This is a genomic window from Mesorhizobium sp. GbtcB19, from assembly GCF_019091085.1.
Classification (GTDB): Bacteria; Pseudomonadota; Alphaproteobacteria; order Rhizobiales; family Rhizobiaceae; genus Mesorhizobium.
Genome location: NZ_JAGXJY010000006.1, coordinates 106,382 through 132,396, shown reverse-complemented (window position 1 = coordinate 132,396; position 26,015 = coordinate 106,382). Strand labels below are relative to the sequence as shown.

The following is a 26,015-nucleotide window of genomic DNA, read 5'->3' as shown; positions in this document are numbered from 1 at the left end:
TGATGGAAACCGTCCAGTCGAAAGCGATCCAGGGCCGTGTCGCCGACGCGCCGAGCGGCCATTGGGTCTACCGGGTGCTGCCGCGCTGGCTGTGGCCCTATGCGCAGTTGGCGCGCTGGGACCGGCCGATCGGCTGGCAGCTCTTGTTATGGCCCTGCTGGTGGTCGGCAGCCCTTGCCGCCGGCGCTTATCCGCGCCCGACCGACCCGCTGCTGACGCTGCTTCCGGCGCCTTGGTATCTGCTCTTGTTCTTCATCGGCGCCGTCGCCATGCGCGGCGCCGGCTGCACCTATAACGACCTCGCCGACGAGGACATCGACAACCAGGTCGAGCGCACCCGCTCGCGGCCGCTGCCGGCAGGCAAGGTGACGCGCCGCCAGGCCTGGATATTCGTCATCATCCAGGCGCTGGTAGGCCTGGCCGTGCTGTTGCAGTTCAACAGCTTCGCCATTCCGCTCGGCATCGCCTCGCTGGCGATCGTCGCCGTCTACCCCTTCATGAAGCGCATCACCAACTGGCCGCAATTCGTGCTGGGCTTAGCCTTCTCCTGGGGCGCGCTGATGGGCTGGGCGGTCGAGTTCGGCGACATCGATGACCCGGCCATCATGCTCTATATCGGCTCGATCCTGTGGGTGATCGGCTACGACACGATCTATGCGCATCAGGACAAGGAAGACGACGCCATCGTCGGCGTGCGCTCGACGGCGCGGCTGTTCGGCGACAACACCAAAATGTGGCTCACCGGGCTCTATGGCGGCGCGCTGATCTGCTTCGCCATCGCCTTTGCCTCGGCACAGGTGCCGGTGGTGTCGCTGGCCGGCCTGATCGCCGCCGGCGCGCATATGGCGCGCCAGATCATCCGCCTCGACATCAACAATCCGGACCAATGCCTGAAACTGTTCAAGTCGAACAACCAGGTCGGCTGGCTGATCTTCCTCGGGTTGATCGGCGGGTCAGTGTGGATATGGCTGAAGCCGCTGGTTTGATCTCCCTTCTCCCCGTTCTACGGGGAGAAGGTGGCGGCAGCCGGATGAGGGGCAGCGCCAGCCTTGGTGGCAAATTTGCAGCGGCAATACAGCGTCTGATCGGGTTTGTGAGGTGGCCAAACACCTAGGTCGGCGCTGCCCCTCATCGCCCTGCCGGGCACTTCTCCCCGTATAGTGACGGGGAGAAGAAAGCCGTCATCGACGGCTACTCCCTTGCAATAATCTCCTGGCCGTCGATGACGAGCCTGAGGCCAAGGTTGCCGGCCTTGCGGCGGGCGAGGAAGCGCGGGCGGCGCGTGGTGGAGACGCGGCCCTTGCGGCGGTCCTGCGGCGGTAGCGCCTTGATCGCCACGCCGAGGGATTCTTCCAGCGTGCGGGCGATGCCGTCGGCTTCGATCAGAAGCATCGGCAGGCGATAGGCATCGGCCCAGGCGCGCCAGTCGGCGGCGACATCTTCCAGATCGTCGGCGACCAGCAGCGGCACCGACAGCATCGGGTCATTGTGCAGAAGTTCCAGCGTCACCGTGACGTTGCCGTCCGGGTCTTCCATGGCGCGGGCGGCGACGCCGCGGAACGCCTTGGCGGGCAGCGCGATGATCGCCGGCACGCCGCTCATCTCCAGCATGCGGCGGATGACGGCGCCACGCTGGTCGATGGTGAAGGTGACATCGCCATAATCGTCGCGGGTGGCATAGCTCACCATCTGCGGCAGGCGAAACGGGTCGAGACGCATGTTGCGCCCGGCCCAGACTGGCTTCAGTCCAGTGTTCATCGAATGTCTTCCCTGTTATTCCTGAGGGCCGTTTTCCGGTTCTCTCAGGGCCGGTTTTTCCGGCCTCGTTATGGGAAGAAACATTAGCGCTCGCTTCTTACCGTCGCGCTTAAGAAGTTCGGTTAAATTTTGCTGATCTCACGGATGGTTATCGGAATGCGACCGACCACCAGATTTAGGAAGGATCAGATAACCTTACCGGGATTCATGATGCCGGCCGGATCGAATGCCGCCTTCACCCGGCGCATCAGGTCGATCGCCATCGGCGGCGCCGTGGCTATGAGCTCGTCGCGCTTCAACTGGCCGATGCCGTGTTCGGCCGAGATCGAGCCATGGAAGGAGCGCACGACGTCGTGCACGGCCTTGTTCATGGGATGGTAGAGGTCGAGGAACGCCTCGTCCTGCCAATCGACGGGACGCGAGATGTTGTAGTGCAGATTGCCGTCGCCCATATGGCCGAAGCAGACGACGCGCGCGCCTGGGCAGACGGCCTCCACCACGCCGGCCGCCTTTTCGATGAAGTCGGGGATCGAGGCGATCGGCACCGAGATATCATGCTTGATCGAGGCGCCCTCCGGCTTCTGGCATTCGGGCAGCGTCTCGCGGAAATTCCAGAAGGCGTCGCCCTGGGCCAGGCTTGCCGACACCACGGCGTCGCCGACGATGCCCTGCTCGAGCCCGGCCGCAAGGATCTCCTCGATCAGCGCCTTGCCGTCCTCCTCGGAACGGCCGGAAGAAACCTGCATCAGGACATACCAGGGCCAGTCATCGGCCAGCGGCCGCGTGATGCCTTGGCCATGCTTCAGCGTGAAATCGTAAGGCCTTCTGGCGATCAGCTCGAAAGCGGTGAGCGAAGCGCCGGCCCGGTCCATCGCCAGGGTGAACAGCGACAGCGCGTCTTTCGGGGACGACGGCAGGCCGGCAAAGGCGACCTCCCTGCCCTTCGGCTTCGGGAATAGTTTAAGCACCGCGGCGGTGACGACGCCAAGCGTGCCTTCGGCACCGACGAAGAGGTTCTTCAGATCGTAGCCGGTGTTGTCCTTCTTCAGCTTGCGCAGGTCGTCGAACACCTCGCCGGTCGGCAGCACCACCTCGACGCCGAGGCAGAGCTCGCGCGCATTGCCATAGGCGAGCACGCCGGTGCCGCCGGCATTTGAGGAAAGATTGCCGCCGATCTGGCAGGAGCCTTGCGCGGCGAGCGACAGCGGAAACAGCCGGTCGGCGGCGTCGGCGGCTTCCTGCAGCGTCTGCAGGATGACGCCGGCCTCGACGGTGACCGTGTTCGACAGGACATCGATCTCGCGGATGCGGTTCAGCCGCGATAGCGACAGCACGATGTCGTGACCGGATCTGTCGGGCACCTGGGCACCGACCAGCCCGGTGTTGCCGCTCTGCGGCACGACCGGCGTTCCGGTCTCAGTCGCCAGCCGCATGATGCGGCTCACTTCCTCGACGCTGCCTGGTCTCAGCACCAGGGATGTGCGGCCATGCCAGAGGCCTCGTCGCTCGGTGATGTAAGGCGCGATGTCGGCCTGGTCGCGCAGTGCGTATTTGTCACCCACGATGGCGGCGAAGCGATCTATGACGGCAGGGTCGAGGTCGAAGGGCTGATCCATGAGCGAAAATCTATGGCGATCAGACGATCTTGTCACGCGGCGCGGCGGCGCGGGCGAGCCGGTCGTTGATCGCTTCGCCCAGTCCCTCGAACGGGATCGGCTCGACGGCGATGGTCGCGGCGCCGACGCGGTCGAGCGCCTGCATGAAGGCGAAGAGATTGCTGGCCGCCTCGCGCAGGTCGCCGGTTTCAGACAGATTGCGGATGGCCGCCGCATCTTGCCAGCCTTCGGCGCGGCTGCGGCCGAAGGCAAGCAGCGCCTCGCCGCCGGCAACCTTCTCGACGTTCAGCCGCATCAGGGCACCCGGCGCGTAATGCGAGGCGAGCATGCCCGGTGCCTCGATGCCGGCGGCGCCGCGCAGCAGTTTCGCCCCCGCCACCGCCTCGATCTCTTCGGCGCCGATGCCGCCTGGCCTGAGCAGCCGCAGCTCGCCGTGTTCGACCTTGAGAATGGTCGATTCCAGACCGACGGGCGTTGCGCCGCCATCGACGACCAGCCTGATCCTGTCGCCGAGATCGGCGGCGACCGCGCCAGCCGTGGTGCCGCTGATCCGGCCTGAGGAATTGGCGCTGGGGGCGGCGAGCGGCCGGCCGAGCCGCGCGATCAGTTCACCCCCGAAGCCCCTCGGCATGCGCAGCGCGATGGTGTCCAGCCCCGCGGTGACCAGCGGATGGATGCCGCTGTCGGCGCGGTGCGGCAGGACCAGCGTCAGCGGACCGGGCCAGAACGCTCCGGCGAGCCTTGCCGACAGCGGATCGAAAACGGCAATGCGGTCGGCCATGGCGCGATCGGCGACATGGGCGATCAGCGGATTGAAGCGCGGCCGGCCCTTGGCCTCGAAAATGCGCGCCACGGCGACGCCGTTGGTGGCATCGCCGGCGAGGCCATAAACCGTCTCGGTCGGGATGGCGACGACGTCGCCGCCTTCGAGCAGCGCCAAAGCCTGCTCCAGAGCCTCTCCGACCGCCAATATCTCAGCCAAATGCGCCACCAATCCTGAACATGCCGGTCCCGTAATACGGCCGCTTCTCTCGGGCAAGTGCGGCCATTGGCGATTTATCAATCCCTAAAATGTTAAGGTTCCGCGCAAGCCGGCTTCAACGTGCCGGCCCTAAGGTGCGGGTTTGGTGTGGTTGCGGGCTGGGGAGTTGTTGTGATGCGTTTGCTTGGAGCGTTCGGTATCGGCCTTTTGGCCATGAACGGCATCGCGCATGCTTCGTCGATCCTCGTGCTTGGCCCTTCGACCTCGACGCCGTCGGTGATCAGGCTGAATGCGATCGAGCCGGCCAAGTTGTCCGCGGCGACGGCGCCGTCGGTGATAGCGCTGGGCGACCCGATTCCCGCCGTCACCGACGAAAAAGTCGCGGCAATTCCGGAAACGTCCGGGCACCACCAGCTGGCCCCGATGATCATCCGCGGCGGCATTGTCGGAGGCGCCTTTGCAGCGCCCACGGCAACCGCGGCGGCCAAGCCCGCGACACCCGCGGCCACCGCGCCGGCCAACGGCACTTCGCCGGCAACGCCCGCCAACGGCACCGCCTCGGCTTCGAACGGCAACGGCAAAACCACCAGCCAGCCGGGCGCGACCGCGCAGGCCGGCGCACAGACCCAGGCGCAGCCTCAAACCACCACCACGCCACCGCCGCGCGTCGGCAAGGCGATGTAGTTCACATTGAACGTCGCCCCTCTATGCTAGGCGCGTGAGCTCTGTCCGATTTCCGTCATCCGGAGCGGGCACGATGGCACTGGCATTTCAAAGGGGGTTTCATGACTGTTTCGAAAGCAATCGCCATTGCCGGCCTGATGGCGGCAACAGCGCTGGGTGCAGGCCCGGCGCTTGCCGACGACATGCTCGGCTCTTACGTGGCGCGGATTTCCGATCGCGACCATCGCGCCAGCGACGGCTATCCGCTGAGCAGCGCGGCGCAGATGGTGCGGCAGGACCGCGCCAACTGGCATAAGTTCCACCGGCGCGACAGCGATGACCAGGGCGACGAATGGTTCCGCAGCGACGGCTCGCGCGCCGACCTGCAGCGCATGCTCGAACGCGGCGGCGCCATGAGCAGCGCGACGCGGCGCGCCATCGTCAACGGTGAGCCGCTGATCGAGGTGGATGTCTATTCCGACAGCGTGCGGGTGAGCATCGTGGAAGATTGACGAGGTCAACTTCTCGAAGACTGACGAAGTCAGCTTCTTGAAGACTGACAAAGTCAGCTTCTTGAAGATTGACGGGTCAATCTTCCCGGAAGACTGAAACGCTGACGAAAAGGGCGGCGCCTGACGCGCCGCCCCGTATTTTTCAGACGACGGGAAACGGCTCAGGCCGCCTCTTCCTTGTCGTCATCGTCGGACTCGTCTTCGTCCTCGGCGTCTTCATCCTCGTCGTCGGATTCGTCATCGCCCGAGGCCTTGGCTTCTTCGTCGGCGTCGTCTTCATCCTCGTCGTCGCCGTCTTCATCCTCATCGTCCGACTCGTCGTCGGCCGATGCAGTGGTTTCCTCGTCGCCGTCTTCGTCTTCGCTGTCTTCGTCGTCGCCATCTTCCTCGTCATCGTCGGACGGATCGGCGGCTTCGACAGCCGCGGCGGCGGCGTGATCGAGGACGTTTTCGGAAGCGGATTCGGTGGCCTCGGCGGCGGCCGGGGTTTCTTCAATCAAGTCCATATCGTCGACGGAATTCATGGCATGCCTCCGTGGTTTGGGGAACGTTGGAGCACGTTGCGCTGAAGCGGATTCAGGCGGCGTGCTTCACGTCTGTTTGATGCATGTCGCTGTCCCGGAACCGCTGCGCGCTTTCCGGGGCGACATGCATTAGTTCTCCCACGTGGAGGTCATCGTCATATGACTGTAAGCCGGCTCCGGCGCATTAAATTTCGGGCGCCAAATTGTTCAAGCCTGCCCGCATCGTAGCGGATGCAGACAGGTCCAAATGTGCGATTTTTCGAGCCATCAGCCGACGATTTTTGAAAAATCCGCGACCTGATCGGTCGCCGCGCGGATGCGGGCAAGCAGCGCCAGGCGGTTGGCGCGCACGGCCTGGTCCTCATCATTCACAAGAACGCCTTCAAAGAATGAATCAACCGGTTCGCGCAACACGCTAAGCGCCAGCATGGCGGCGGAAAAATCTTCGTTTTTAATTGCTTGGCCGGCTTCCTTCTCGGCGTGATTCACCGCGGCATAGAGCATCTTTTCCGCATCCTCGCGGAACAGAGCCGGCTCAACGGTCTCGGCGACGAGCGTTTTCTTCTTCTCTTCCGCCGCCAGGATGTTGGCCGCACGCTTGGTGCCAGCGAGCAGGTTCTTGCCATCCTCGGTGTCGAGCAGGGAGCCCAACGCCTCGACGCGGCGGACGATCTGCAGCAGGTCGTCGTTCGGCGATTGGCCGATCTCCCCCCTTGTGGGGGAGATGCCCGGCAGGGCAGAGGGGGGCGCGACGGAATGAGAGGCTGGCGGGACAGCGCCCCCCTCTGTCGGCTTCGCCGACATCTCCCCCACAAGGGGGGAGATCGGGCGCGAACCGGCCGACAACACAGCATCAATTAGGTCGTGCCTTGCACCGCTTTCACGCAGATAAACCTTCAGCCGGTCGTGGAAGAACGCCAGGAGGTCGGAACCATATTCACGAAAGCCTCGCCGTTCCGAACCATTGGGCAAAAAGCAGCCATCCTCATCAATAATCTGGATTGCTGTTTCTTCATCGTTCGGCGAGTGCTGATCACGAAGGGAATACAGGAAATATTCCGTCTCGCCGTCAACCGTATCCATGTCGCCTTCCAACATTGCCGCTCCGCTGTGGAACAACTGTTCTGAAGCATACCTATTGGCTCGTTGAGCGGCTTGAGCGATCGACGCCCGCACATTGTTCTCGACCAGTATCCTGATTACCCCAAGCGCGGCTCGGCGAAGCGCGAACGGATCCTTGCTGCCGGTGGGCTTTTCGTCGATCGCCCAGAAGCCGGTGAGCGTGTCGAGCTTATCGGCGAGCGCAACGGCAACCGAGACCGGATCGGTCGGCACGCGGTCGGAGGGACCTTGCGGCTTGTAATGCTCCTCGGCGGCGGCCGCGACCGACGCATCCTCGCCCTGCAGCAGCGCGTATTTGCGGCCCATGGCGCCCTGCAATTCGGGGAACTCGCCGACCACCTCGGTCTGAAGATCGGCCTTGGCGAGCACGGCGGCGCGAGCAACCAGCGCGCTGTCGGCGCCGACGACCGGCGCCAGTTCCCCGGCCAGCCGCTTGATACGCTCAACGCGCTGCCCTTGCGTGCCGAGCTTGGCGTGGAAGGTCACGTTCAGATGATCAAGCCGCGCCATGCGCTGGTCGAGCGGCTTCTTCAAATCGAGGCCGAACTTTTCCGCCGATCCTGCGAGCTGGTCGAGGTCCGGCAGGTCGCCCTGGTCGGTCTTCCAGAAATACAGCGCGTCGGAGAGACGGGCGCGCACCACCTTGCCGTTGCCGCGCGCGATCTCCCTGCCGCCATCCTTTGCCTCGATATTGGCAATGAGGATGAAGCGGTTCGAAAGGTCTTCGCCCGCGCTCTGCGGCCGGGTGACGAAACACTTCTGGTTGGCGCGGATGGTGAGCCGGATGACCTCGCCCGGAATGGTGAGGAAATCGCGCTCGAACTCGCCCATCAGCACGACCGGCCATTCGACCAGGCCGGAGACCTCCTCCAACAGGCCTTCGTCCTCGACCAGGTCGAGGCCGTTGGCGAAGGCGATGTTGCGGGCGTCGGCAAGGATGATCTCCTTGCGCCGGTCGGCATCGAGGACGACCCGGGCAGCCTCGAGCTTCGACACGTAGTCGTCGAAGCGGCGCACGGTGATGGCGCCCGGCGCGTGAAATCGATGGCCAAAGGTGACGTTGCCCGAGCGGATGCCGTCGATCTCGAAATCGACCACCACCGGCTCCTCGGTTTCCGGGCCGAAGGTGCAGACAATCGACTGCAGCGGCCGCACCCAGCGCAGCGAGCCGGGCTTGGCCGAGGCCGGCCCCCAGCGCATCGATTTCGGCCAGGGGAAGCTCTTGATGATGCCCGGCACCAGCTCGGCGATAATGTCCTCCGCCGCCCGGCCCGGCTTCGAGATGTGGGCGACGTAGAAGTCGCCCTTCTTCGGGTCGGAATGGACATGCGCCTCGGCGATCGATGACAGGCCGGCCTTGCGCAGGAAGCCCTGCACGGCCTGCTCGGGCGCCGTGGTCGAGGGACCCTTGATCTCCTCGCGGATATCCTTGGAGCGCGCGGTCAGGCCGCGGATGTCCAGCGCCAGGCGCCGCGGCGTCCAATATTCGCGCGCCGCCTCATAGGTGAGGCCCGCCTCGACCAGACCGTCGGTCAGCATCTTCCTGAGGTCGCCGGCAGCTTTGCGCTGCATGCGGGCGGGGATCTCTTCCGAGCGAAGTTCTAGAAGCAGGTCAGGCATTGGTAAGCTCCTCACCCTCCCCTCGATGGGGAGGGTCGGCGCGCAGCGCCGTAACGAATGCGCGGGAAATAGCAACTCGGCCGGCCGCTGTCACCCCGCTAGCAGATCGCCTGGTTGATCGATTTCGCGGAATTTTTCGAGCCGCTGTCGGGACGGCGCGGGGTCGCCCGTCCTTGGAGCAGAATTTCCCATGAACCGAACACGGCGCTGAAGCGACACACGCTCAGGCAGAGACCTATTGGCTGAACGACGATGAAGATGGCATCGAGAACCCTGCAGATCCTGGCGCTCAGCGCCTGCTTCGCCGCGCAGATGCATGGCGCGATCGCGATGCCGGGCGTGAGGCAGGCCATGCGCACGATCGATGGCGCGACGGCGCAGATCGTATTGCCGGTCGGCGCCACCACCGAGACCGTGAAAGCCCTGTCGGCTTAAGCCGCTGCCAGCCCGCCCGCCCGCGTCTTCAGGAACGCTTCGCCACATGCTTTGGCCAGATTGCGTACGCGCAGGATGTAGCTCTGGCGCTCGGTGACAGAGATCACGCCGCGCGCGTCGAGCAGGTTGAAGACATGGCTTGCCTTGATGCACTGGTCATAGGCCGGGAAGACCATGCGGTGCATCGCCAGATTGTCGCTCGGCTTCGGCGTGCCGGCATCGAGTAGCGCCTTGCACTCGGCCTCGGCGTCCTCGAAGTGTCTCAACAGCATCGAAGTGTTGGCGAATTCGAAATTGTGGCGCGAATATTCCTGCTCGGCCTGCAGGAAGACGTCGCCGTAAGTGACTTTTTCAGCGCCCTCGCGGCCGTTGAAGTTTAGGTCGTAGACGTTGTCGACGCCCTGCACATACATGGCGAGCCGCTCCAGCCCGTAGGTGAGCTCGCCCGCCACCGGCGCGCATTCGATGCCGCAGACCTGCTGGAAATAGGTGAACTGCGACACTTCCATGCCGTCGCACCAGCACTCCCAGCCGAGGCCCCAGGCGCCCAGCGTCGGGCTCTCCCAGTCGTCCTCGACGAAGCGGATGTCATGCAGCAGCGGATCGACGCCGATGGCTTCCAGCGAGCCGAGATAGAGCTCCTGCAGGTTCGGCGGATTGGGCTTCAGGATCACCTGATACTGGTAATAATGCTGCAGGCGGTTCGGGTTTTCGCCATAGCGGCCGTCCTTCGGGCGGCGCGAGGGCTGCACGTAAGCGGCGTTCCAGCGCAACGGACCGAGCGCCCGCAAGGTGGTCGCCGGATGGAAGGTGCCGGCGCCGACTTCCATGTCGTAAGGCTGCAGGATGAGGCAACCATAGTCCGCCCAGTAATTGTGCAAGGTCAGGATCAGCCCCTGGAAGGAGCGGCTGGGATGCATATGGGCGGGAATCTCGATGGTCACGGCGGCCTCGGCAAGCGCAGGATGACGCTTCCCTAGTTGCCGGGCCGGCAAGCGTCAAGGCGGCGGGCCACATCCGGCGAGGTTGAACGCTTTGCGGCCGGCTGGCCCATTGCCGGCGCGCGGCGGTGATCCTTTGCTCCGGCGAGCGTCACAACAACGAAGGTTCAGCCATGTCCGGCCAACTCACCGTCCGACCCGTCACAAGGCAGGATTACGAGCAATGGCTGCCGTTGTGGGACGGCTACAACGCGTTTTACGGGCGTTCCGGCCCGACGGCGCTTGCCGGCGAGATCACGCAGATGACCTGGTCACGTTTCTTCGACGCCTATGAGCCGGTGCATGCGCTGGTGGCCGAGCGCGAGGGCAACCTGCTCGGCCTCGTCCACTATCTCTACCATCGCTCGACGACGTCGATCGCGCCGAGCTGCTACCTGCAGGACCTCTTCACCACGCAGGCCGCGCGCGGCCAGGGCGTCGGCCGGGCACTGATCGAAGGCGTCTACGACCGCGCCGGCCAAGCGGGCGCGAACCGCGTCTACTGGCTGACGCATGAGACGAACCACACCGCCATGCAGCTTTACGATCGCATCGGCGATCGATCCGGCTTCGTCGTCTATCGGAAGATGTTCTGAAATGCCGCGGGGTCCCGAAGGACCCCGCCAGAAAAATCAATATTGCGACGCTCAGCCCTTCGGCGCGGGCGTCGGGTCCGGCTTCACTTTCGGGGTTTCCTGCGCGGTGCTGGATTCGATCGGCGGCAGGCCCTTGAGCAGCTTCTGCTGCAGGGTGGCCAGAACGTCCGGATCGGGCTTCAGGTCGCGCGCCTGGGTCCACTGATAGGTGGCCTCGAGCTTGCGGCCGACCCGCCAATAGGCGTCGCCCAGATGGTCGTTGAGCACCGGGTCCTCCGGCTTCAGCGAGACGGCGCGCTCCATCTCGCGCACGGAGTCGTCGAAGCGGTTGAGGCGGAAATAGGCCCAGCCCAGCGAATCGACGATGTAGCCGTCGTTCGGCCGCAGATCCACGGCCTTCTGGATCATCGCCAGGCCTTCCTTGAGCTTCATGTTCATGTCGACCCAGGAATAGCCGAGATAGTTCATGACCTGTGGCTGGTCGGGCTGCAGTTCCAGCGCCTTGAGGAAATTGGGTTCCGCCTTCGGCCATTCCTTCAGCCGCTCATAGGCGATGCCGCGCTGGTAGAAGATGTTCCAGTTAGCGGCGGTCGGCGTCTTCAGCTGCTCGACGGCCTTGTCGTAGAGATTGGCGGCCGAGCGGAAATCTTCCTTCGAGCCATAGACGCCGCCAAGCGCCAGATAGGCGCGCATGTCGTCCGGATGCTTGTCGAGATAGGCCTTGAGGTGGGAAATCGCCTCGTCATGCTTGTCGAGATCGGCAAGGTTGAGCCCGATCTGCAGGTCGGAGAGCTCTTTCAGCGGCGAGGACGCCGGAATGCGGCGGTAGAGCGCGACTGCACTTTCGCCGTCCTTCAGTTGCTCGGCAACGGCGGCGAGCTGCACAAGGGCGGCATCGCTGTCCGGCTTCAGCGCCAGCGCGTATTGCAGGTAAAGCCGCACGAACGGCTCGCCGCCGCCGCGGTTGAGCGCGGTGGCAAGGTCGAGCAGGATTTCGGACGCGCCGTCGGCCGGGCTGGCGACCAGCGGCTCGATCTTGTCGCCCTTGGCGATGCGGTCGCGCAGCGTGGTGATTTCGAGCTTGCCCGGCGCAAAGGCCTCGGCCTGGTTCAACACCGCCAGCGCCTTCGACTTGTCGCCCTTGCGGGCGAGGAACGAGGCATAAGCCTGGGCGTTGCGCATCCAGGTTTCTGGCGCGGAGCCGCCGGCGGCGGTGTCGGCCATGGTCGCGGCATAGATCTCATCGGCCTTGTCGTTAAGGCCGGCGGCATCGGCGATCAGCGCGCGGTGGAACGACTTGAACAGGCCGAACCAATCGGGTCCCTTCAACTTGTCGATGGCGTCCATGGCCTCGGACGCGTTGCCGGCGCCGTCCTTGGCCCAGCCGTCCATGACGCCGGAGAGCAGCCGGTCGAGGTCGGATTCAAGCGACAGCTTCAGCCAGTACTGCGCCTTGGTGTAGTCCTTCTTGTGGAAAGAATCGACCGCCAGCGCCAGGCGCGAGAAGCGCTCGACGTCGGCCACTTCCTTCAGCTTGTCGGCATAGACCAGCGATTCCTCGAAACGGCCCTGCGAGACCAGCGCCAGCATCAGGCTCTGCTGCAGTTCCTTATCATCCGGCGCAAAGGCCAGCGCTTGCTTGTAATAGGCGATCGCGTCGTCGAGATCGTTGTCGGTTTCGGCGATATGGGCCGCAAGATAGGCGCCCGAGAAAGACGTGATCTGCAGCGGCTTGGCTTCTTCCTTGGCCTGCACCGGCAGCACCCAAAGCGCCACTCCGGTCAAAAATGCCAGCCTCGTCAGCCAGCGTGCACGTCCTTGCCGCATCGTATCCCTTTCAGCCAGATGCGATCCCGCCCTTGAAGGACCGCCCCACAGACTCGAACTTTTCCGGTCAAAGCATGGCCTTTTTGCGGTCAGGCTTCAATCGGCAAGCGAATCACAATCCAATCATCCCGCTTAACAAACGATGCCAGTGAGCGAAAATATGCGGATCGGCGGCCGAATTTCGACAGAAGCGGTCTAAAGGCGTGTTCCGTGAAAGCCGCCGGCGGCGACCGCGCCACATAGCTCAAACCACTCGCAGCCCGGGCACGCCTTGCGCGTCAGGCCGGATGAAAATGCCTCGCGCATCCGCACGAGGGTCGAGGCATCGAGCTCGAGCCTGGCGCCGGCCAGGAGCGGCCGGCCGAGAAGAGCGGCGACGTCCTGCGCCGCGACGGCGTCCCGCCCGGCTGCGCTTTCACCCAGGCAGTGCGGCTCGGACTCGTCCAGCAGCGGGGCGCAGATGTCGTCCGGGCCGGAAACGATCAGGATGTCCTCGCCGCCTGCCAGGCGCTTCACCACAACGTCGTAATTGGCGGTGAAGGCCGGCGAGTAGCCCTTGCCGACATAGGTCAGCAGGCAAAGCAGATGATGGGCGCGCAGCCTGACGGTCATCTGGTGTCGGGGATCGGTTGTTTGCCTGGCAGCTTACTGAGGATTGGCCGGCCGGCTGTTGCCCGAAAACAGCTTCAGCGTCGCAGCGCCCAGCGCCGACTTGAGCAGGCCGCCGACGATGAAAGGCGTAAAGCCGAAGGTGATGGCCTTCTCGGTGCCGATCATGACGGCAAGCCAGGCCGTGCCGAGAACCAGGCAAAGCAGGTTGCCGATCAGCATGGCGGCGAAGGCAAGCAGGACGCGGTTGCCGTTCCAGCCGCGCTCGGCCAGCCAGCCGACGACGGCGCCGACGACCGGGAACGAGAAGAGATAGCCGCCGGTCGGGCCGACGAAATGCTGCAGGCCGGCTGCCCCGCCAGCCAGCACCGGAAAGCCTGCCGCGCCTTCAACCAGCCAGGCGGCGATGGTGAGCGCGCCGAAGCGCCAACCATAGAGCGCGCCGACCAATGTGACGGCGAAGGTCTGCATGGTCACCGGCACCGGCACCATCGGCACCTCGATGTAGGAGGACAGCGCCAGGAACAGCGAGCCGAGAACGACGGCGCCGATCTGCCAGGCGAGCGAACGGCTGTGCAGCCGCAAGGGGCTGAAGGAGGGCTTGTAGGTCGAAACGGTTGCGTTGGTCACGGTGTCTTCCCTGGCTCGTGTGAAATTATAGATAATTTTTGAACTTCATCTATTATCGAATCCATATTTTCGCGGAGATGGCAAGCCCGCAGCTTCGTCATCCTAGGGCGAAGCAGCCGCGAAGCGGCGTCGCGTAGACCCTAGGATCCATGCCGTGACCTTGGTCGAAGGCAAAAGCGGGGCAGAACAAAGGTCGTTCTGCACCGCTGCAAGGCTCCGACGTAACGGCATGGATTCCAGGGTCTGCGCGTGTCGCTTCGCTCCTTGCTCCGCCCTGGAATGACGACGGCGTGGAGGTTGAGCCAGCATCACCCCACGATGGCGAAGGCGTCGCGGGTCTTGCCGGAGGCGGTCTTGACCGGTTTCTGACCGATCCATTGCACGTGGCGGCCGAGGGTCGCGGCGGCCGATTCGGTGTTGCCTTGCCGCAGCGCGCTGAGGATGGCGCGGTGATCCTGGTCGGTGCGGGTTTCCCACTCCGAACGCCAGGCCGCGAACAGGAAACGGGCGCTCGCCGCATGCAGGTCGTCGATGGTGGAGAGCAGGCGCGGCATGTTGCAGGGCGACAGGATCAGGCGGTGAAAGGTACGGTTGGCCTCCTCCCAGGAGCGGACGTCGCGGGATTTGTCGCCGGCCTTGGTCGCTTCCTCGGCCTTCTCCAGGATCGACGCGGTCAGGTGCGGCGCGGCATGGCGCAGCGCCAGCACTTCGAGCGCAGCCCGCATCTCGGCCACTTCCCTGACCTCGCCGAGATCGAAGGAGGCGACGCGCACGCCGCGGCGCGGTTCGCTGATCGCCAACCCTTGAGCCTCCAGGCGGCGAAAAGCCTCGCGCACCGGGACATGGCTGGTGTTGAATTCCTCGGCGACATGGTCCTGGCGCAGCCGCGAGCCGGGCTCGATCGCGCCCGAAATGATGCGGTCCGCCAGTTCCTTGCTGATGCGGACGGCGATCGTGTCTTCTGTGCTGGCCATATTTTATAGATAATTTGCCGGGCCGCCCTTTGTCGAGACGGCCGGACCGGGATTCACAAGCGCCCTGCCCGGCGTCAGCCAGGCAGGCGCAGGGGGCCAGCAGGCTCAGTTGACGCGACTGATGCAGAAATCGATGACGTCGATCAGGGCCGACTTCTGCGGCGTGGCCTCAAGCGGCGCCAGCGCATCGCGGGCGATCTCGCCGAAATGGCGCGCGCGGCCGATCGTGTCGGCGATGGCGCCGTGGCGGGCCATCAGGCCGATCGCCTTTTCCAGCCCGGCATCGTCGGTGACGTTATCCTCGATGGCGCGCTTCCAGAAGGTGCGCTCGGCCTTGGTGCCGCGCCGGTAGGCGAGGATCACCGGCAGCGTCACCTTGCCCTCGCGGAAATCGTCGCCGACATTCTTGCCGAGGTCCTTGCTGGAGCCGCCATAGTCCAGCGCATCGTCGATGAGCTGGAAGGCAAGGCCGAGATTCATGCCGTACGAACGCAACGCCGCGCGATCGGTGCGCGAGGCCTGGGCGATGACGGGGCCGACTTCGGCGGCGGCCGAAAACAGCGCCGCGGTCTTGGCCTTGATGACGGCGAAATGCTCGTCCTCGGTGGTTTCAAGGTTTTTCGCCGCGGCAAGCTGCATCACCTCGCCCTCGGCGATGATGGAGGCGGCGGCCGACAGGATGTCGAGGGCTTCCAGCGAGCCGACTTCGACCATCATGCGGAAAGCCTGGCCGAGCAGGAAATCGCCGACCAGGACGCTTGCCTGGTTGCCCCAGATCATGCGCGCCGTCTTCTTGCCGCGCCGCAGCGCGCTTTCGTCGACCACGTCGTCATGCAGAAGCGTCGCCGTGTGCATGAATTCGACGGCGGTCGCGAGCTTGACATGGCCTTCGCCCGAATAGCCGAACATCTGCGCCGCGGCGAGGGTCAGCATGGGCCGCAGACGCTTGCCGCCGGAGGAGATCAGGTGGTTGGCGATCTCCGGAATCATCTCGACGTCGGAGCCGGCCTTGTACAGGATCAGCTCGTTGACGCGGCCCATATCGGCTGCCGTCAGATCGATGAGATCCTTGATGGAAGCGGGTTCCCGCTTGCCTTCGATGTTCAGAACGACACCCACCACGATCACTCCCGTCTATCAAACGCGCACGAGTTAACGCGCACGACGGCACCCTTAATCCCACATCGACTCTAGGGCGGTACAACCGGGCACGGCAAGAGGCGAATTGGCGCGGCTTGGCCGACGGTGTGTCCACCCGCACGTTTACACGAACGCCGCAACCTGCGATTTTCGTTCCATGATCGAGCTTGTCCGCACCAACGACGCCGTCGTCATCTCCTTTGTCGAATCGCTGATGCGCGATGCCGGCATCGCCTGTTTCGTCGCCGACCAGAATATGAGCGTGCTCGACGGCTCGCTCGGCATCCTGCCCCGGCGGGTGATGGTCGACGCCGAGAAGGTCGATGCCGCGCGCCGGATCCTCAAGGATGCCGGCATCGAGAACGAGATCCGCAAGAAATAATGGCAGTCAGCCCCGCCCCCGTCCCGGATACGCCGGCGCATACGGTCGATGCCTTCCATCGCGGACGCTTCTGGCTGGTGCAGCCGAGCCGGGGCGGTCACCGCGCCGGCATGGACGCCATGATGCTGGCCGCCGCGGTGCCGTCGGGTTTTTCCGGGCGGCTCGCCGATTTCGGCGCCGGCGCCGGCGGCGCCGCCCTCGCCGTGCTGTCGCGCTGTCCGTCGGCGCGGGCCGTGCTGGTCGAGCGCTCGGCCGAAATGGCCGGGTTCGCCGCCGCCACGCTTTCGCATCCCGGCAATGCGCATCTCGGCGACCGCGCCGCGGTGCTGACGGCCGACGTGACGCTTTCCGGCCGGGCGCGCACCGAAGCCGGGCTTGGCGACAATTCCTTCGACTTCGTCATCATGAACCCGCCATTCAACGCCGCCGAGGATCGCTCGACGCCGGACGCGCTGCGCCGGCAGGCGCATGTGACGGAAGATGGGCTGTTCGAGCGCTGGATCAGGAGCGCGGCCGCCGTCGTCAGGCCACGCGGCGGGCTGGCCATCATTGCAAGGCCCGAGCAGCTGGTCGCCATTCTCGATGCGATGGAAGGGCGCTTCGGCGATGCGGAGATGCTCACCGTGCATCCGCGTCCTGACGCGGCGGCGATCCGCATCGTCGTCAGGGCGGCGCTCGGCGCGCGCGGAAAACTGTCGATCCGCCCGCCGCTCACCCTGCACGGACCATCCGGCAACGAACCGACGGAGCGGACGGAAATGATCAATAACGGGCTCTCATCGCTGTTCGGCGATTGATCCGGGGTCGGCGATGCGGCATTGCCGTTGGCTGGCGCGTTCCTTACATGCCCGGGAGCAAAGATGAGTTCTTATCTTTCTCCTGCAAAATTGACCGGAGACACTCGTTCGTGAAACGCCTCTTCAACCGCCTGCTGCCGAAATCCTGGCGCTCCACAGTCGTCACCATTCCGGTCGTCCGGCTGCAAGGTGCCATCATGGCCGGCGGCGGCCAGTTCCGGCCGAGCCTGTCGCTTGCCTCGACGGCCGGCCTGATCGAAAAGGCGTTCGGTTTCGACGCGCCGGCGGTTGCCATCTCGATCAATTCGCCGGGCGGCTCGCCGGTGCAGTCGCGGCTGATCTTCAAGCGTATCCGCGATCTGGCGGCGGAAAAGAACAAGAAGGTTCTGGTCTTCGTCGAGGATGTTGCGGCTTCCGGAGGCTACATGATCGCGGTCGCCGGCGACGAGATCTTCGCCGATCCGTCGTCGATCGTCGGCTCGATCGGCGTGGTTTCCGCCTCGTTCGGCTTTCCCGAGCTGATGAAGAAGATCGGCGTCGAGCGGCGCGTCCATACCGCCGGGCAGAACAAGGCGGTGCTCGATCCGTTCAAGCCCGAGAAGAAGGAAGACGTCGAGCGGCTGAAGACGCTGCAGCTCGAAGTGCACGAGACCTTCATCGACCTCGTCAAGGAGCGGCGCGGCAGCAAGCTCAAGGATGATCCGGACCTATTCACCGGCCTGTTCTGGACCGCCAAGAAAGGCCTCGAGCTCGGCCTTGTCGATGCGCTGGGCGATATGCGCAGCGTGCTCAGGACGCGTTTCGGCGACAAGACGCAGCTCAAGCTGATCACCGCGCCGCGCGGTCTGTTCGGCCGTTTCGGCCTGTTCGGCTCGCGTTTCTCGGCACCCGATATCGCGCAGGCCGCGGCCGGCGGGATCCTCGATGCGGCGGAAGAGCGCGCGCTGTGGGCGCGCTTCGGGCTTTGAAAAAGCCATGATTGCGGATAGCATGACCGCTTGACCGACCCGTACGGCCGGCCTTGCCGCGAGGAAGCGCGGGAGGAGTTCTTGAGATGCCGCAGATCATTTTCTTCGCTGTTGTCGGCGCCGCCGCTTATTTTGGCTACCGCGCTTTCGTGCGTGAGGCCGAGCGCGTGACGGCCAAGATCCGGCGCACCGAGAAACAGGCGGCGAACGGCACGATGGGCACGCTGGTCAAGGATCCGAAGACCGGCGAATATCGTCTCGCCAAGGACTGAAGCCATCTCGCCAGCAGCCGACATTGCGGAGCCCGGCACAGAGGTCCGGACGTGGCTTGCGCCTGCCAAGATCAATCTGGCGCTGCATGTCACCGGACAGCGCGCCGACGGTTATCACCTCATCGACAGCCTTGCCGTCTTCACCCGCTTCGGCGACCGGCTCGAGATCGAGCCGGCGGAGCACGACCAATTCTCGGTGTCCGGCCGTTATGCCGCCGGCCTGCCGCTCGACGGCGGCAATCTGGTGGTGAAGGCGCGCGATGCGCTGCGTCGGGAAGCCGGCGCGCAGCATACGCCGCCCGTTGCCATCCGGCTGGAGAAGAACCTGCCGGTCGCCTCGGGCATCGGCGGCGGGTCCAGCGACGCGGCGGCCGCGCTCAACGCCCTGGCGCGGCTCTGGAAGCTCGCTATCGACGACACTTCGCTGGCGCGGATCGGGCTTTCGCTCGGCGCCGACCTGCCGATGTGCCTCAAGGGCAAGCCGCTGGTCGCGCGCGGCATCGGCGATGAGTTGTCGCCGCTACCTGCGTTTCCGGCGCTCGGCCTGGTTCTGGTCAATCCGGGCGTCGCCGTCTCGACGCCGGACGTGTTCAAGGCGCTCTCCCGGCGCGACAACGAGGCGCTGCCGCCGCTGCCGAAGCGCCTCGACTTCCACGCCATCCGCAACTGGCTGGAGACGACGCGCAACGATCTCGAGGCGCCTGCCCGATCGATCGAGCCGGCGATCGGCGAAGCGCTGAAGGCGCTCAAGCGTGCCGACGCCGCCTTCATGCGCATGTCCGGCTCCGGCGCCACCTGCTTCGGCCTGTTCGAAACCGGCAATGTCGCCAAGCGCGCGGCGATCGAGATCCGCAGCCGCCACCCCGACTGGTTCGTCGCCGCGACGCGCAGCATGGAGGTCAGCGATGGCCAGGATTGACGAGAGCCGGCCCTTCATCCCGGTGCGCATCGCGGTGCTGACCGTCTCCGATACGCGCAGCCTTGCCGACGACAAGTCCGGCCAGACGCTGGCCGACCGCATCATCGAAGCCGGCCACACCCTTGCCGCGCGCGATATCGTGACCGACGACCGCGACAAGATCCGCGACAAAGTGCTCGGCTGGTCGAAGGACGAGAACATCGATGTCGTGATCACCACCGGCGGCACCGGCTTCACCGGCCGCGACGTGACGCCGGAGGCGCTGGAGCCGATCTTCGAAAAGCGCATGGACGGCTTTTCCGAGGTCTTCCACCGCATCTCCTACGACAAGATCGGCACCTCGACGATCCAGAGCCGGGCGACCGGCGGCGTCGTCAACGCCACCTTCGTCTTCGTGCTGCCGGGCTCGCCCGGCGCCTGCAAGGACGCCTGGGACGGCATCATCAAGGCGCAACTCGACTACCGCCACATGCCCTGCAACTTCGTCGAGATCATGCCGCGACTGGACGAGCATCTTCGGCGCGGTGAAAAAGCCCCGCCGCCCTGAACCACGGCTTACTTGCCCATCGCGACCAGTATGACGCCTCTGTAATCGCGGCGGCTAAGATAGTCGTTGACGTTATGCCGCGAAATGCGGCCTGAGATGACACCGTTGATCAAACGTATACAAATTGTCCTGCCGAAGGTTCCGGCCGGTATCCGGAGCATCGGCTCATAGGCCTCCTGGTCCACCTTGGGCACAGAGGACATGATCGACAAGCATCTGGTCGTTTCCGATTTGCGATAGGCAGCGCTTGTCTGTAATTTCGCCCGTACTTCATTGTAGCGCTTTTCGCTAACCGGAGTTGCGCAATTTGCCAGCGTAAGCGCGATCGCAAGCAGAGCTGCGACCAGTTTCAGAGATTTCATTATTTCCCCCACAGAGATGTTCAATATCACCGCCGGACGTGGGAATTGTCAATTTTCAACTTACTTGTCTCGATCACCGGAGATACGGCGCCTTGCCGGCAAAGCAAGTCGCCGTGCCAGCGTTTGATTTAGGACCAGCTAACGGATGACCGGCTCGCCGTGAAAGCGGCGGCGCGACGGCTTGGAGACGCCAAAGCCGATTTCCATCATCAGCCGCGGCGTATGCGCCGGCACGGTGCCCATGTGGAAGCCGAACGGATCCTCGACGAAGCCGAGCCCCGCCTCGCCCGTCAGCGTGACCGGACTTTGCTGGCCATAGACATCCAGCACGTCTTGCGCCGGATGGCCGACCAGCAGCGTCAGCTGATGCCTGAGCGCGCGGCGCCTGTGGCTGCCACGGACATAGACATGCGGCCCGGTGCCTGCATCGACCGGCACCAGGTAGAAGAAGAATTTCAGCATCCGCCAGTCATCGAGGTCGAAATGATATTTGCCCAATGAGGCGAGGTTCTTGTCGGCGTCCGACGCCTTGCCGGTCGGGAAACTCCACCAGACGCGCGTGGTGATCAGCTTCGCCTGGCCGCCGAGATAGTGCCGGGCGACGTCGAGCAGCAGCGGGTCCTTCTGGATGGCGAGCGCTGCCGGACAATCCAGAATGCGCTCGAAATAATGGCCGCTGAGCAGCGAGCGACCGAGGCGCTTCTCGGCTTCGGCATGGTCGCCCGGCATGAATTCGAGGCGGCGGTCGAAATTGCCGAAGCAAGGTGTGCGCTGCGCGAAAGCGGCGATCTCCTGATGGATCGCCGCAGGCAGCATAAAGCCTGAAAACAGACCGTCCGAACGCAACGCCTCGACCACGGCGCCGCGTTCGACACCGGCAAACATCGTCTGTCCCGCATCGTCGAGCGGGCGGGCGCGTCTGGCACCCAGCCAATGCATGCGGCGCCCGGGCATGGTTCGCGCCAGCACGAACATCGGCAGCCAGGCCGGGTTCTCGCGCAGGTCCTTCAGATAGGTCGGGATGCGCACGGCGATGCGCCTGAACAGGCTGCCGTTGCGGGCGATGGCCTCAAGACTGGCCGCGCCGGAGTTGTCTGCAAGATTCATCGGTCCCTCAAATGCATGGCGTCAGACGGAGCGTCAGCCACCTGCCGCGCGCTTCGCCGTTACCCCATCCCGATTGTCCCGCATCAATGACGATGCTAATCACGCCGCAGATTTTTGTGCAATGCACAATGTGGTGAATTTTCCCACATTTTTTGCTCCGCGGCGGCTTTTGCTGCGAACCATGAGGTTCACTTCGGCGGCGCCACCCAGATCTCGGCGTTCAGCCTTCTGGTCGCGAGGCCCCGGGCCAGGGCTTCGGCGCTGCGCGCGCTCTTTGCCAGAGCCGCGGCCTGACGCTTGCTGACAACGAGGCCTTCGGCCAGCGCCCGGTTGCCTGAAAAGACGCGGGCCAGGAAAGGCGCGCGGTCGGCGCGGGCGCGCGAGAACCGGGCCGGCATGGTCTGTTTTGCCGTATGCGCGACGACCTCGTCGATCCAGCCTTCAGATAGCCGGGCACCGGGTTCCAGAAGCAGCAACCAATCGCCCTTGGCCTGGCCGATGCCGGCGCCGATGCCGCCGGTCACATAGTGGCAGCCGGCATGCTCGGCGACACGATGCGTCTGGTCGGTCGAACCGGAATCGCAGACGATGACGTCGCGCACCACGCCCTCGACCGCGCCGCCGACCAGCGAGGCGAGCGTGCGGGCAAGCCCCTCTTCGTCGTTGCGGGTTTCGATGAGGACGCTGAGCATGCTTAGCCGAATAGCCGAAAGCCGCGGCTTGCGCCAGTTGCGCTTTTCTGCCGAAAAAGTTCTTGCTTTGTTCTCATCAGCAAAATAGGAATAGTTTCATGAACAGAGCGATTCGACAGCCTGCCGACAGTCCCTGGGAGAGGGCGAAAATGGAACAGATCGTGCGCGCCGACATTGCTGCTTTCGGAGCAGGCAGAGCCGAGATGGCAAATGCGATGATCGAGCAGAGCGGCATGCGCGTGCGGCCCGACCGCAATCGCGGCCGCTCGGCCGGCATCAACCCATCGGGCCGCTTCGAACCGGTCAGCCGGCATGTCTTCGACGACGGCTGGAACTCGCTGGAGGAATTGCCGCCGTTCAAGACCGAAGTGCAGGTCGAGAAGCCGCGCACCATCATCACCCGCAACGAGTCGCCGGACATTTCCTTCGACCGTTCGATCAATCCCTATCGCGGCTGCGAGCATGGGTGCGTCTACTGCTTCGCCAGGCCGACGCATTCCTTCATGGGCCTGTCGCCGGGGCTCGATTTCGAATCGAAGCTGTTCGCCAAGCCCGATGCGGCGCGCATGCTGGACCGGGAATTGTCGAAGCCCGGCTATCAGCCGCGCACCATCGCCATCGGCACCAACACCGATCCCTACCAGCCGATCGAGAAGCAGTACCGGATCATGCGCGAGATCCTGGAGGTGCTCGAGGCGCGCGGCCATCCGGTCGGCATCGTCACCAAGTCGGCGCTGGTGACGCGCGACATCGACATCCTGTCGCGCATGGCCGAACGCGGCCTTGCCAAGGTGGCGCTTTCGGTGACGACGATGGACCGCATGCTGGCCCGCACCATGGAACCGCGCGCGTCGACGCCGACGAAACGGCTGGAGGCGATCAGGCAGCTTTCTGACGCCGGCATCCCGGCCTCGGTGATGGTGGCGCCGATCATTCCCGGCCTCAACGATCCGGAGATGGAGCGCATCCTCGATTCGGCGCGCGCCGCCGGCGCGCGGGAGGCAGGCTACGTCATCCTGCGCCTGCCGCTCGAAGTGGCGCCGATCTTCAAGGACTGGCTGCTGCGTCACTATCCGGACCGCTACCGGCATGTGATGTCGCTGATCCGCTCGATGCGCGACGGCAAGGACTACGATTCCGAATGGGGCAAGCGCATGAAGGGCGCCGGTCCCTATGCCTGGCAGATCGGCCGCCGCTTCGAGATCGCCGCCAAGCGGCTAGGCCTCAATGTCGAGCGACGGCAGCTTCGCACCGATCAATTCGTCGCAGGCTCGGGCGCCGGCGAGCAGCTGATGCTGCTTTGACGCTGTGCCGGCCGTGACAGGCCGGCGCCAAGCAATTCCAGGCAAAGCGATTTTCCGCCTGGAACTGCAGTCCTTTTCAAGAATCCCGTCCGGCCACTGTCCCCCGGCCGCGAGACGGTGCCTTCCCGGTCCGACGCCCCATCCGACCCGGAAGGACTTGCGGAGAATCGGAGCCGATGCGAACCTCGCCGCACCATGGCTCGCGCGCGTTCCGATTCTCCGCTTCTCTTTGAAATGGTCGAGAAGCCCGACTTCTCGATCGAGACCAAGGCGATGGCCGACGGGCTGTGGCCGGTCGCCGGCATGGACGAGGCAGGCCGTGGGCCGCTCGCTGGGCCGGTGGTGGCCGCCGCGGTGGTGCTCAACCCCGCCAACATTCCCGAAGGCCTCGACGATTCCAAGCGTTTGACCCATCTGCAGCGCGAGGCGCTGTTTCTCAAGATTCTAGGCTCGGCGCTTAGCGTCTCGATGGCGTCGATCAGCGCCGAAGGCATCGACAACAGCAACATCCTCAAAGCCAGCCTGGAAGCGATGCGGCGCGCCGCCGCCGGCCTGTCGCTGCAGCCCAAGCTTGCCTTGGCCGATGGCCGTGACATCCCGCCTGGTCTCGCCTGCGAAGGCCGCGCGCTCATCAAGGGCGACCAGCGCTCGCAATCGATCGCCGCCGCCTCGATCGTCGCCAAGGTGATGCGCGACCGCATGATGTGCGGCTGCGGCGGACACCACGAGCATTACGGCTTCGAAGTGCATATGGGCTACGCGACGGTGAGGCACCGCACCGCGATCGAGACGCATGGACCGGTGGCGAGACTGCACCGCGCGTCGTTCGCACCGTTCAGGCTGGGCGGCGCCGAGGCGGCAGAAGAGGAAGAGAGTTTCGCCGGGCTGGAGCGATAGCTAATCTCCCCCCTGTGGGGGAGATGTCCGGCAGGACAGAGGGGGGCGCTGTCCCGCCAACGTTTCGATACTTGGGTTCCTCTCCCCCTCCTTTGGCGGGGGAGAGGTGTCCGCGAAGCGGACGGAACGGGGGCCTTCGTAGGGCGCTCCCCTCTCCGTCTCGGCTTCGCCGAGCCACCTCTCCCCACTTTCGTGGGGCGAGGAACCTTGATCCTGCTGGGCCGCGATCCTTCGCGCCCCCCTCTGCCCTGCCGGGCATCTCCCCCAACGAGGGGGGAGATTGGCAGCTTCTGCGCCTCGCTCCCTTTTCAAACAACAAAAAAGCCGCCGGGTTGCCCAGGCGGCTTCATGTTGTTGGCTTCAGAACCAGCTCAGTTCAGCTTGGCCTTGACGTCGTCCAGCGCCGACTTGAACAGGTCCGCGCCGGCCTTGGCGTCGACCTTGGCGGCGAGCAGCGCGCGGGCGGCCTCGACGGCGATGTCGACGGCTGAGGCGCGCACTTCGCTGACCGCTTCACGCTCGGCCTGGCTGATCTTCTGCTCGGCAAGCGCGGTGCGGCGGGCGACATAGTCCTCAGTCTTCTTGGCCGCCTCGGAGGCAAGCAATTCAGCTTCACGCTTGGCGGCGGCGACGATGTCGGCGGCCTCCTTCTCGGCTTCCTTGCGCTTCTGCTGATACTGGCCAAGCAGCTGCTGGGCCTCTTCACGAAGCTTGCGGGCCTCCTCGAGCTCGCCGCTGATCTTGGCCGCGCGGGCGTCGAGCGACTTGGCGAGCATGCCCGGCACCTTCAGATAGATGACGGCGCCGAGGAAGATGAACAGGGCGATAGCGGCCCAGAGCGTGGCGAGTGATGTGGCGTCCATGATCCCGCTCCTCACCGGCTCGCGGATTTGACCGCGGCCGCGATCTCGGACTTGTCGGACTTGCCGCCGACAAGCGCCTCGACGATGGCCGATGTGGTGTCCTCGGCGATCGTGCCGACTTCCTTCATCGCCTTGGCCTTGATCGAGGCGATGCTCGCCTCGGCCTCGCCAAGCTTCTTCTCAAGCTCGGCCTCGAGCTTCTTGCGCGTGCCTTCGGCCTCAGCCTTGGCGGCATCGTTCGCCTGCTGGCCGATCTTGTTGGCGTTGACCTTGGCTTCCGCCAGTTCCTGCTCATAGGCAGCAACGGCGGCATCCGCCTCGCCCTTCAGCCTTGCGGCATGGTCGAGGTCCTGGGTGATACGGTCGTTGCGGACATCGATGATGCCGCCAAGGCGCGGCATCACGACCCGCTTCAGGAACAGGTAGAAGAGCCCGAAGGTGATGACCAGCCACAGGATCTGCGACGGGAAGGTCGCGGCATTGAACGGCGGGAAGGTTTCATGCTCCGCGGCAGGCACCGCGGTGCCTGCATGCGTATCGCCCTCGGCCGCGGCCGGCGCTGTTTCTTGCGCATAGGCAGATGTCACGAACATCTCATTCCCCTGTCCATGTGGCCCCTGTCCATTCGGCGGGGCCGCATCATGCGGCCCCTTTCGTCAGCTCTGGCTCTTACTTGAAGACCAGGAGCAGAGCGATCAGGAGCGAGAAGATGCCCAGAGCTTCGGTCACGGCGAAGCCGAAGATCAGGCGGCCGAACTGGCCATCAGCAGCCGACGGGTTGCGGAGCGCACCCGAGAGGTAGCTGCCGAAGATGTTGCCGAGGCCGATGCCCGCGCCGCCCATGCCGATGCAGGCGATACCAGCGCCGATAGCAGCTGCTGCAGTTGCGTCCATTTCAAAACTCCTGTGGTTGCTTG

Annotated in this window: 30 protein-coding genes; 13 read left to right on the top strand and 17 right to left on the bottom strand. The window is 64.7% G+C overall.

Going from position 1 to position 26,015, the window contains the following annotated elements; all coding sequences use genetic code 11:
- Positions 1–2: 2 nt before the first annotated feature.
- Positions 3–986 (top strand): 4-hydroxybenzoate octaprenyltransferase, encoded by a 984-nt coding sequence (gene ubiA, locus KVT37_RS13310; RefSeq protein ID WP_217573884.1) that lies wholly within the window; start codon positions 3–5, stop codon positions 984–986.
- Positions 987–1,191: 205 nt separating this feature from the next.
- Here the strand turns inward: ubiA and KVT37_RS13305 are convergent, their stop codons facing one another.
- The 3 genes from KVT37_RS13305 to KVT37_RS13295 form a co-directional block, all read right to left on the bottom strand.
- On the bottom strand, positions 1,192–1,758 hold the full coding sequence (locus tag KVT37_RS13305; protein ID WP_217573535.1) for a DUF6101 family protein: 567 nt from the start codon (positions 1,756–1,758) through the stop codon (positions 1,192–1,194).
- 185 nt (positions 1,759–1,943) lie between these two features.
- Positions 1,944–3,374: an FAD-binding oxidoreductase gene (locus KVT37_RS13300; RefSeq protein WP_217573533.1), complete on the bottom strand. Its 1,431-nt coding sequence runs from the start codon at positions 3,372–3,374 to the stop codon at positions 1,944–1,946.
- 19 nt (positions 3,375–3,393) lie between these two features.
- Complete coding sequence (locus tag KVT37_RS13295; protein WP_217573531.1) at positions 3,394–4,356, bottom strand: L-threonylcarbamoyladenylate synthase; 963 nt, start codon at positions 4,354–4,356, stop codon at positions 3,394–3,396.
- Between the two features lie 174 nt (positions 4,357–4,530).
- On the opposite strand from KVT37_RS13295, the gene KVT37_RS13290 reads away from it, so the two are divergent.
- A complete protein-coding gene (locus KVT37_RS13290; protein ID WP_217573529.1) occupies positions 4,531–5,040 on the top strand; it encodes a hypothetical protein in 510 nt (169 codons plus the stop codon).
- Positions 5,041–5,141: 101 nt separating this feature from the next.
- A complete protein-coding gene (locus KVT37_RS13285) occupies positions 5,142–5,531 on the top strand; it encodes a hypothetical protein (protein ID WP_217573527.1) in 390 nt (129 codons plus the stop codon).
- Positions 5,532–5,692: 161 nt separating this feature from the next.
- Here KVT37_RS13285 and KVT37_RS13280 read toward each other — a convergent pair whose 3' ends face one another.
- Both KVT37_RS13280 and glyS read right to left on the bottom strand, forming a co-directional pair.
- Positions 5,693–6,055: an ATPase gene (locus KVT37_RS13280; protein ID WP_217573525.1), complete on the bottom strand. Its 363-nt coding sequence runs from the start codon at positions 6,053–6,055 to the stop codon at positions 5,693–5,695.
- Between the two features lie 267 nt (positions 6,056–6,322).
- Positions 6,323–8,797: a glycine--tRNA ligase subunit beta gene (glyS, locus tag KVT37_RS13275; RefSeq protein ID WP_217573523.1), complete on the bottom strand. Its 2,475-nt coding sequence runs from the start codon at positions 8,795–8,797 to the stop codon at positions 6,323–6,325.
- Positions 8,798–9,055: 258 nt separating this feature from the next.
- Between glyS and KVT37_RS13270 the strand changes: the two genes are divergently transcribed.
- Positions 9,056–9,232 carry a hypothetical protein gene (locus KVT37_RS13270; RefSeq protein ID WP_254633996.1) on the top strand — a complete coding sequence of 59 codons (177 nt, stop codon included), beginning with the start codon at positions 9,056–9,058 and terminating at the stop codon, positions 9,230–9,232.
- Here the strand turns inward: KVT37_RS13270 and KVT37_RS13265 are convergent.
- Positions 9,229–10,152 carry a glycine--tRNA ligase subunit alpha gene (locus tag KVT37_RS13265; protein WP_217573882.1) on the bottom strand — a complete coding sequence of 308 codons (924 nt, stop codon included), beginning with the start codon at positions 10,150–10,152 and terminating at the stop codon, positions 9,229–9,231. The two genes, KVT37_RS13270 and KVT37_RS13265, sit on opposite strands and share 4 nt — an antisense overlap.
- Positions 10,153–10,346: 194 nt before the next feature.
- Here KVT37_RS13265 and KVT37_RS13260 point away from each other — a divergent pair, with 194 nt between their 5' ends.
- Complete coding sequence (locus KVT37_RS13260) at positions 10,347–10,808, top strand: GNAT family N-acetyltransferase (protein WP_217573512.1); 462 nt, start codon at positions 10,347–10,349, stop codon at positions 10,806–10,808.
- Positions 10,809–10,859: 51 nt separating this feature from the next.
- On the opposite strand, the gene KVT37_RS13255 is transcribed toward KVT37_RS13260, so the two are convergent.
- The 5 genes from KVT37_RS13255 to KVT37_RS13235 all read right to left on the bottom strand — a co-directional run bounded on the left by KVT37_RS13255 (position 10,860) and on the right by KVT37_RS13235 (position 15,967).
- On the bottom strand, positions 10,860–12,635 hold the full coding sequence (locus tag KVT37_RS13255; RefSeq protein WP_217573510.1) for a tetratricopeptide repeat protein: 1,776 nt from the start codon (positions 12,633–12,635) through the stop codon (positions 10,860–10,862).
- Between the two features lie 195 nt (positions 12,636–12,830).
- Positions 12,831–13,247 carry a DUF1284 domain-containing protein gene (locus tag KVT37_RS13250; protein WP_217573508.1) on the bottom strand — a complete coding sequence of 139 codons (417 nt, stop codon included), beginning with the start codon at positions 13,245–13,247 and terminating at the stop codon, positions 12,831–12,833.
- A 33-nt stretch (positions 13,248–13,280) separates the two neighbouring features.
- Positions 13,281–13,874, bottom strand: coding sequence for a biotin transporter BioY (locus KVT37_RS13245; RefSeq protein ID WP_217573506.1), 594 nt, complete (start codon positions 13,872–13,874; stop codon positions 13,281–13,283).
- 308 nt (positions 13,875–14,182) lie between these two features.
- Positions 14,183–14,848, bottom strand: a complete 666-nt coding sequence (locus tag KVT37_RS13240; protein WP_217573504.1) for a GntR family transcriptional regulator — start codon at positions 14,846–14,848, stop codon at positions 14,183–14,185.
- A 105-nt stretch (positions 14,849–14,953) separates the two neighbouring features.
- Positions 14,954–15,967: a polyprenyl synthetase family protein gene (locus tag KVT37_RS13235; protein WP_217573879.1), complete on the bottom strand. Its 1,014-nt coding sequence runs from the start codon at positions 15,965–15,967 to the stop codon at positions 14,954–14,956.
- A gap of 178 nt (positions 15,968–16,145) precedes the next feature.
- Here KVT37_RS13235 and KVT37_RS13230 point away from each other — a divergent pair, with 178 nt between their 5' ends.
- The 6 genes from KVT37_RS13230 (at position 16,146) to moaB (ending at position 19,873) form a co-directional block, all read left to right on the top strand.
- Positions 16,146–16,370: a DUF2007 domain-containing protein gene (locus KVT37_RS13230; protein ID WP_027164594.1), complete on the top strand. Its 225-nt coding sequence runs from the start codon at positions 16,146–16,148 to the stop codon at positions 16,368–16,370.
- A complete protein-coding gene (locus KVT37_RS13225) occupies positions 16,370–17,167 on the top strand; it encodes a tRNA1(Val) (adenine(37)-N6)-methyltransferase (RefSeq protein ID WP_217573502.1) in 798 nt (265 codons plus the stop codon). The genes KVT37_RS13230 and KVT37_RS13225 overlap by 1 nt, the downstream gene beginning before the upstream one ends.
- A 110-nt stretch (positions 17,168–17,277) precedes the next feature.
- Positions 17,278–18,135: a S49 family peptidase gene (locus KVT37_RS13220; protein ID WP_217573500.1), complete on the top strand. Its 858-nt coding sequence runs from the start codon at positions 17,278–17,280 to the stop codon at positions 18,133–18,135.
- A gap of 86 nt (positions 18,136–18,221) precedes the next feature.
- On the top strand, positions 18,222–18,407 hold the full coding sequence (locus tag KVT37_RS13215; RefSeq protein ID WP_027164591.1) for a membrane protein: 186 nt from the start codon (positions 18,222–18,224) through the stop codon (positions 18,405–18,407).
- Between the two features lie 22 nt (positions 18,408–18,429).
- Entirely contained in the window at positions 18,430–19,326 is an 897-nt protein-coding gene (locus KVT37_RS13210) for a 4-(cytidine 5'-diphospho)-2-C-methyl-D-erythritol kinase (RefSeq protein WP_217573877.1), read from the top strand.
- A complete protein-coding gene (gene moaB, locus KVT37_RS13205; protein ID WP_217573498.1) occupies positions 19,313–19,873 on the top strand; it encodes a molybdenum cofactor biosynthesis protein B in 561 nt (186 codons plus the stop codon). The genes KVT37_RS13210 and moaB overlap by 14 nt, the downstream gene beginning before the upstream one ends.
- An 8-nt stretch (positions 19,874–19,881) precedes the next feature.
- Here moaB and KVT37_RS13200 read toward each other — a convergent pair whose 3' ends face one another.
- The 3 genes from KVT37_RS13200 to KVT37_RS13190 all read right to left on the bottom strand — a co-directional run bounded on the left by KVT37_RS13200 (position 19,882) and on the right by KVT37_RS13190 (position 22,034).
- Positions 19,882–20,235 (bottom strand): hypothetical protein, encoded by a 354-nt coding sequence (locus KVT37_RS13200; RefSeq protein WP_217573496.1) that lies wholly within the window; start codon positions 20,233–20,235, stop codon positions 19,882–19,884.
- Between the two features lie 138 nt (positions 20,236–20,373).
- On the bottom strand, positions 20,374–21,342 hold the full coding sequence (locus tag KVT37_RS13195; protein WP_217573494.1) for a hypothetical protein: 969 nt from the start codon (positions 21,340–21,342) through the stop codon (positions 20,374–20,376).
- Positions 21,343–21,530: 188 nt separating this feature from the next.
- Positions 21,531–22,034: a glycosyltransferase gene (locus tag KVT37_RS13190; protein WP_217573492.1), complete on the bottom strand. Its 504-nt coding sequence runs from the start codon at positions 22,032–22,034 to the stop codon at positions 21,531–21,533.
- A gap of 149 nt (positions 22,035–22,183) precedes the next feature.
- On the opposite strand from KVT37_RS13190, the gene KVT37_RS13185 reads away from it, so the two are divergent.
- Entirely contained in the window at positions 22,184–23,338 is a 1,155-nt protein-coding gene (locus KVT37_RS13185; RefSeq protein WP_217573490.1) for a PA0069 family radical SAM protein, read from the top strand.
- 195 nt (positions 23,339–23,533) lie between these two features.
- Positions 23,534–24,235 carry a ribonuclease HII gene (locus tag KVT37_RS13180; RefSeq protein ID WP_217573488.1) on the top strand — a complete coding sequence of 234 codons (702 nt, stop codon included), beginning with the start codon at positions 23,534–23,536 and terminating at the stop codon, positions 24,233–24,235.
- Positions 24,236–24,606: 371 nt separating this feature from the next.
- Here KVT37_RS13180 and KVT37_RS13175 read toward each other — a convergent pair whose 3' ends face one another.
- From KVT37_RS13175 to KVT37_RS13165, 3 genes are all read right to left on the bottom strand, one after another.
- Positions 24,607–25,098: a F0F1 ATP synthase subunit B gene (locus KVT37_RS13175; RefSeq protein ID WP_112095268.1), complete on the bottom strand. Its 492-nt coding sequence runs from the start codon at positions 25,096–25,098 to the stop codon at positions 24,607–24,609.
- Positions 25,099–25,109: 11 nt separating this feature from the next.
- A complete protein-coding gene (locus KVT37_RS13170; protein WP_217573486.1) occupies positions 25,110–25,691 on the bottom strand; it encodes a F0F1 ATP synthase subunit B in 582 nt (193 codons plus the stop codon).
- 76 nt (positions 25,692–25,767) lie between these two features.
- The gene (locus KVT37_RS13165; RefSeq protein WP_027164582.1) at positions 25,768–25,992 is read right to left on the bottom strand and encodes a F0F1 ATP synthase subunit C; all 225 of its coding nucleotides are present in this window, start codon (positions 25,990–25,992) and stop codon (positions 25,768–25,770) included.
- Positions 25,993–26,015: the final 23 nt, after the last annotated feature.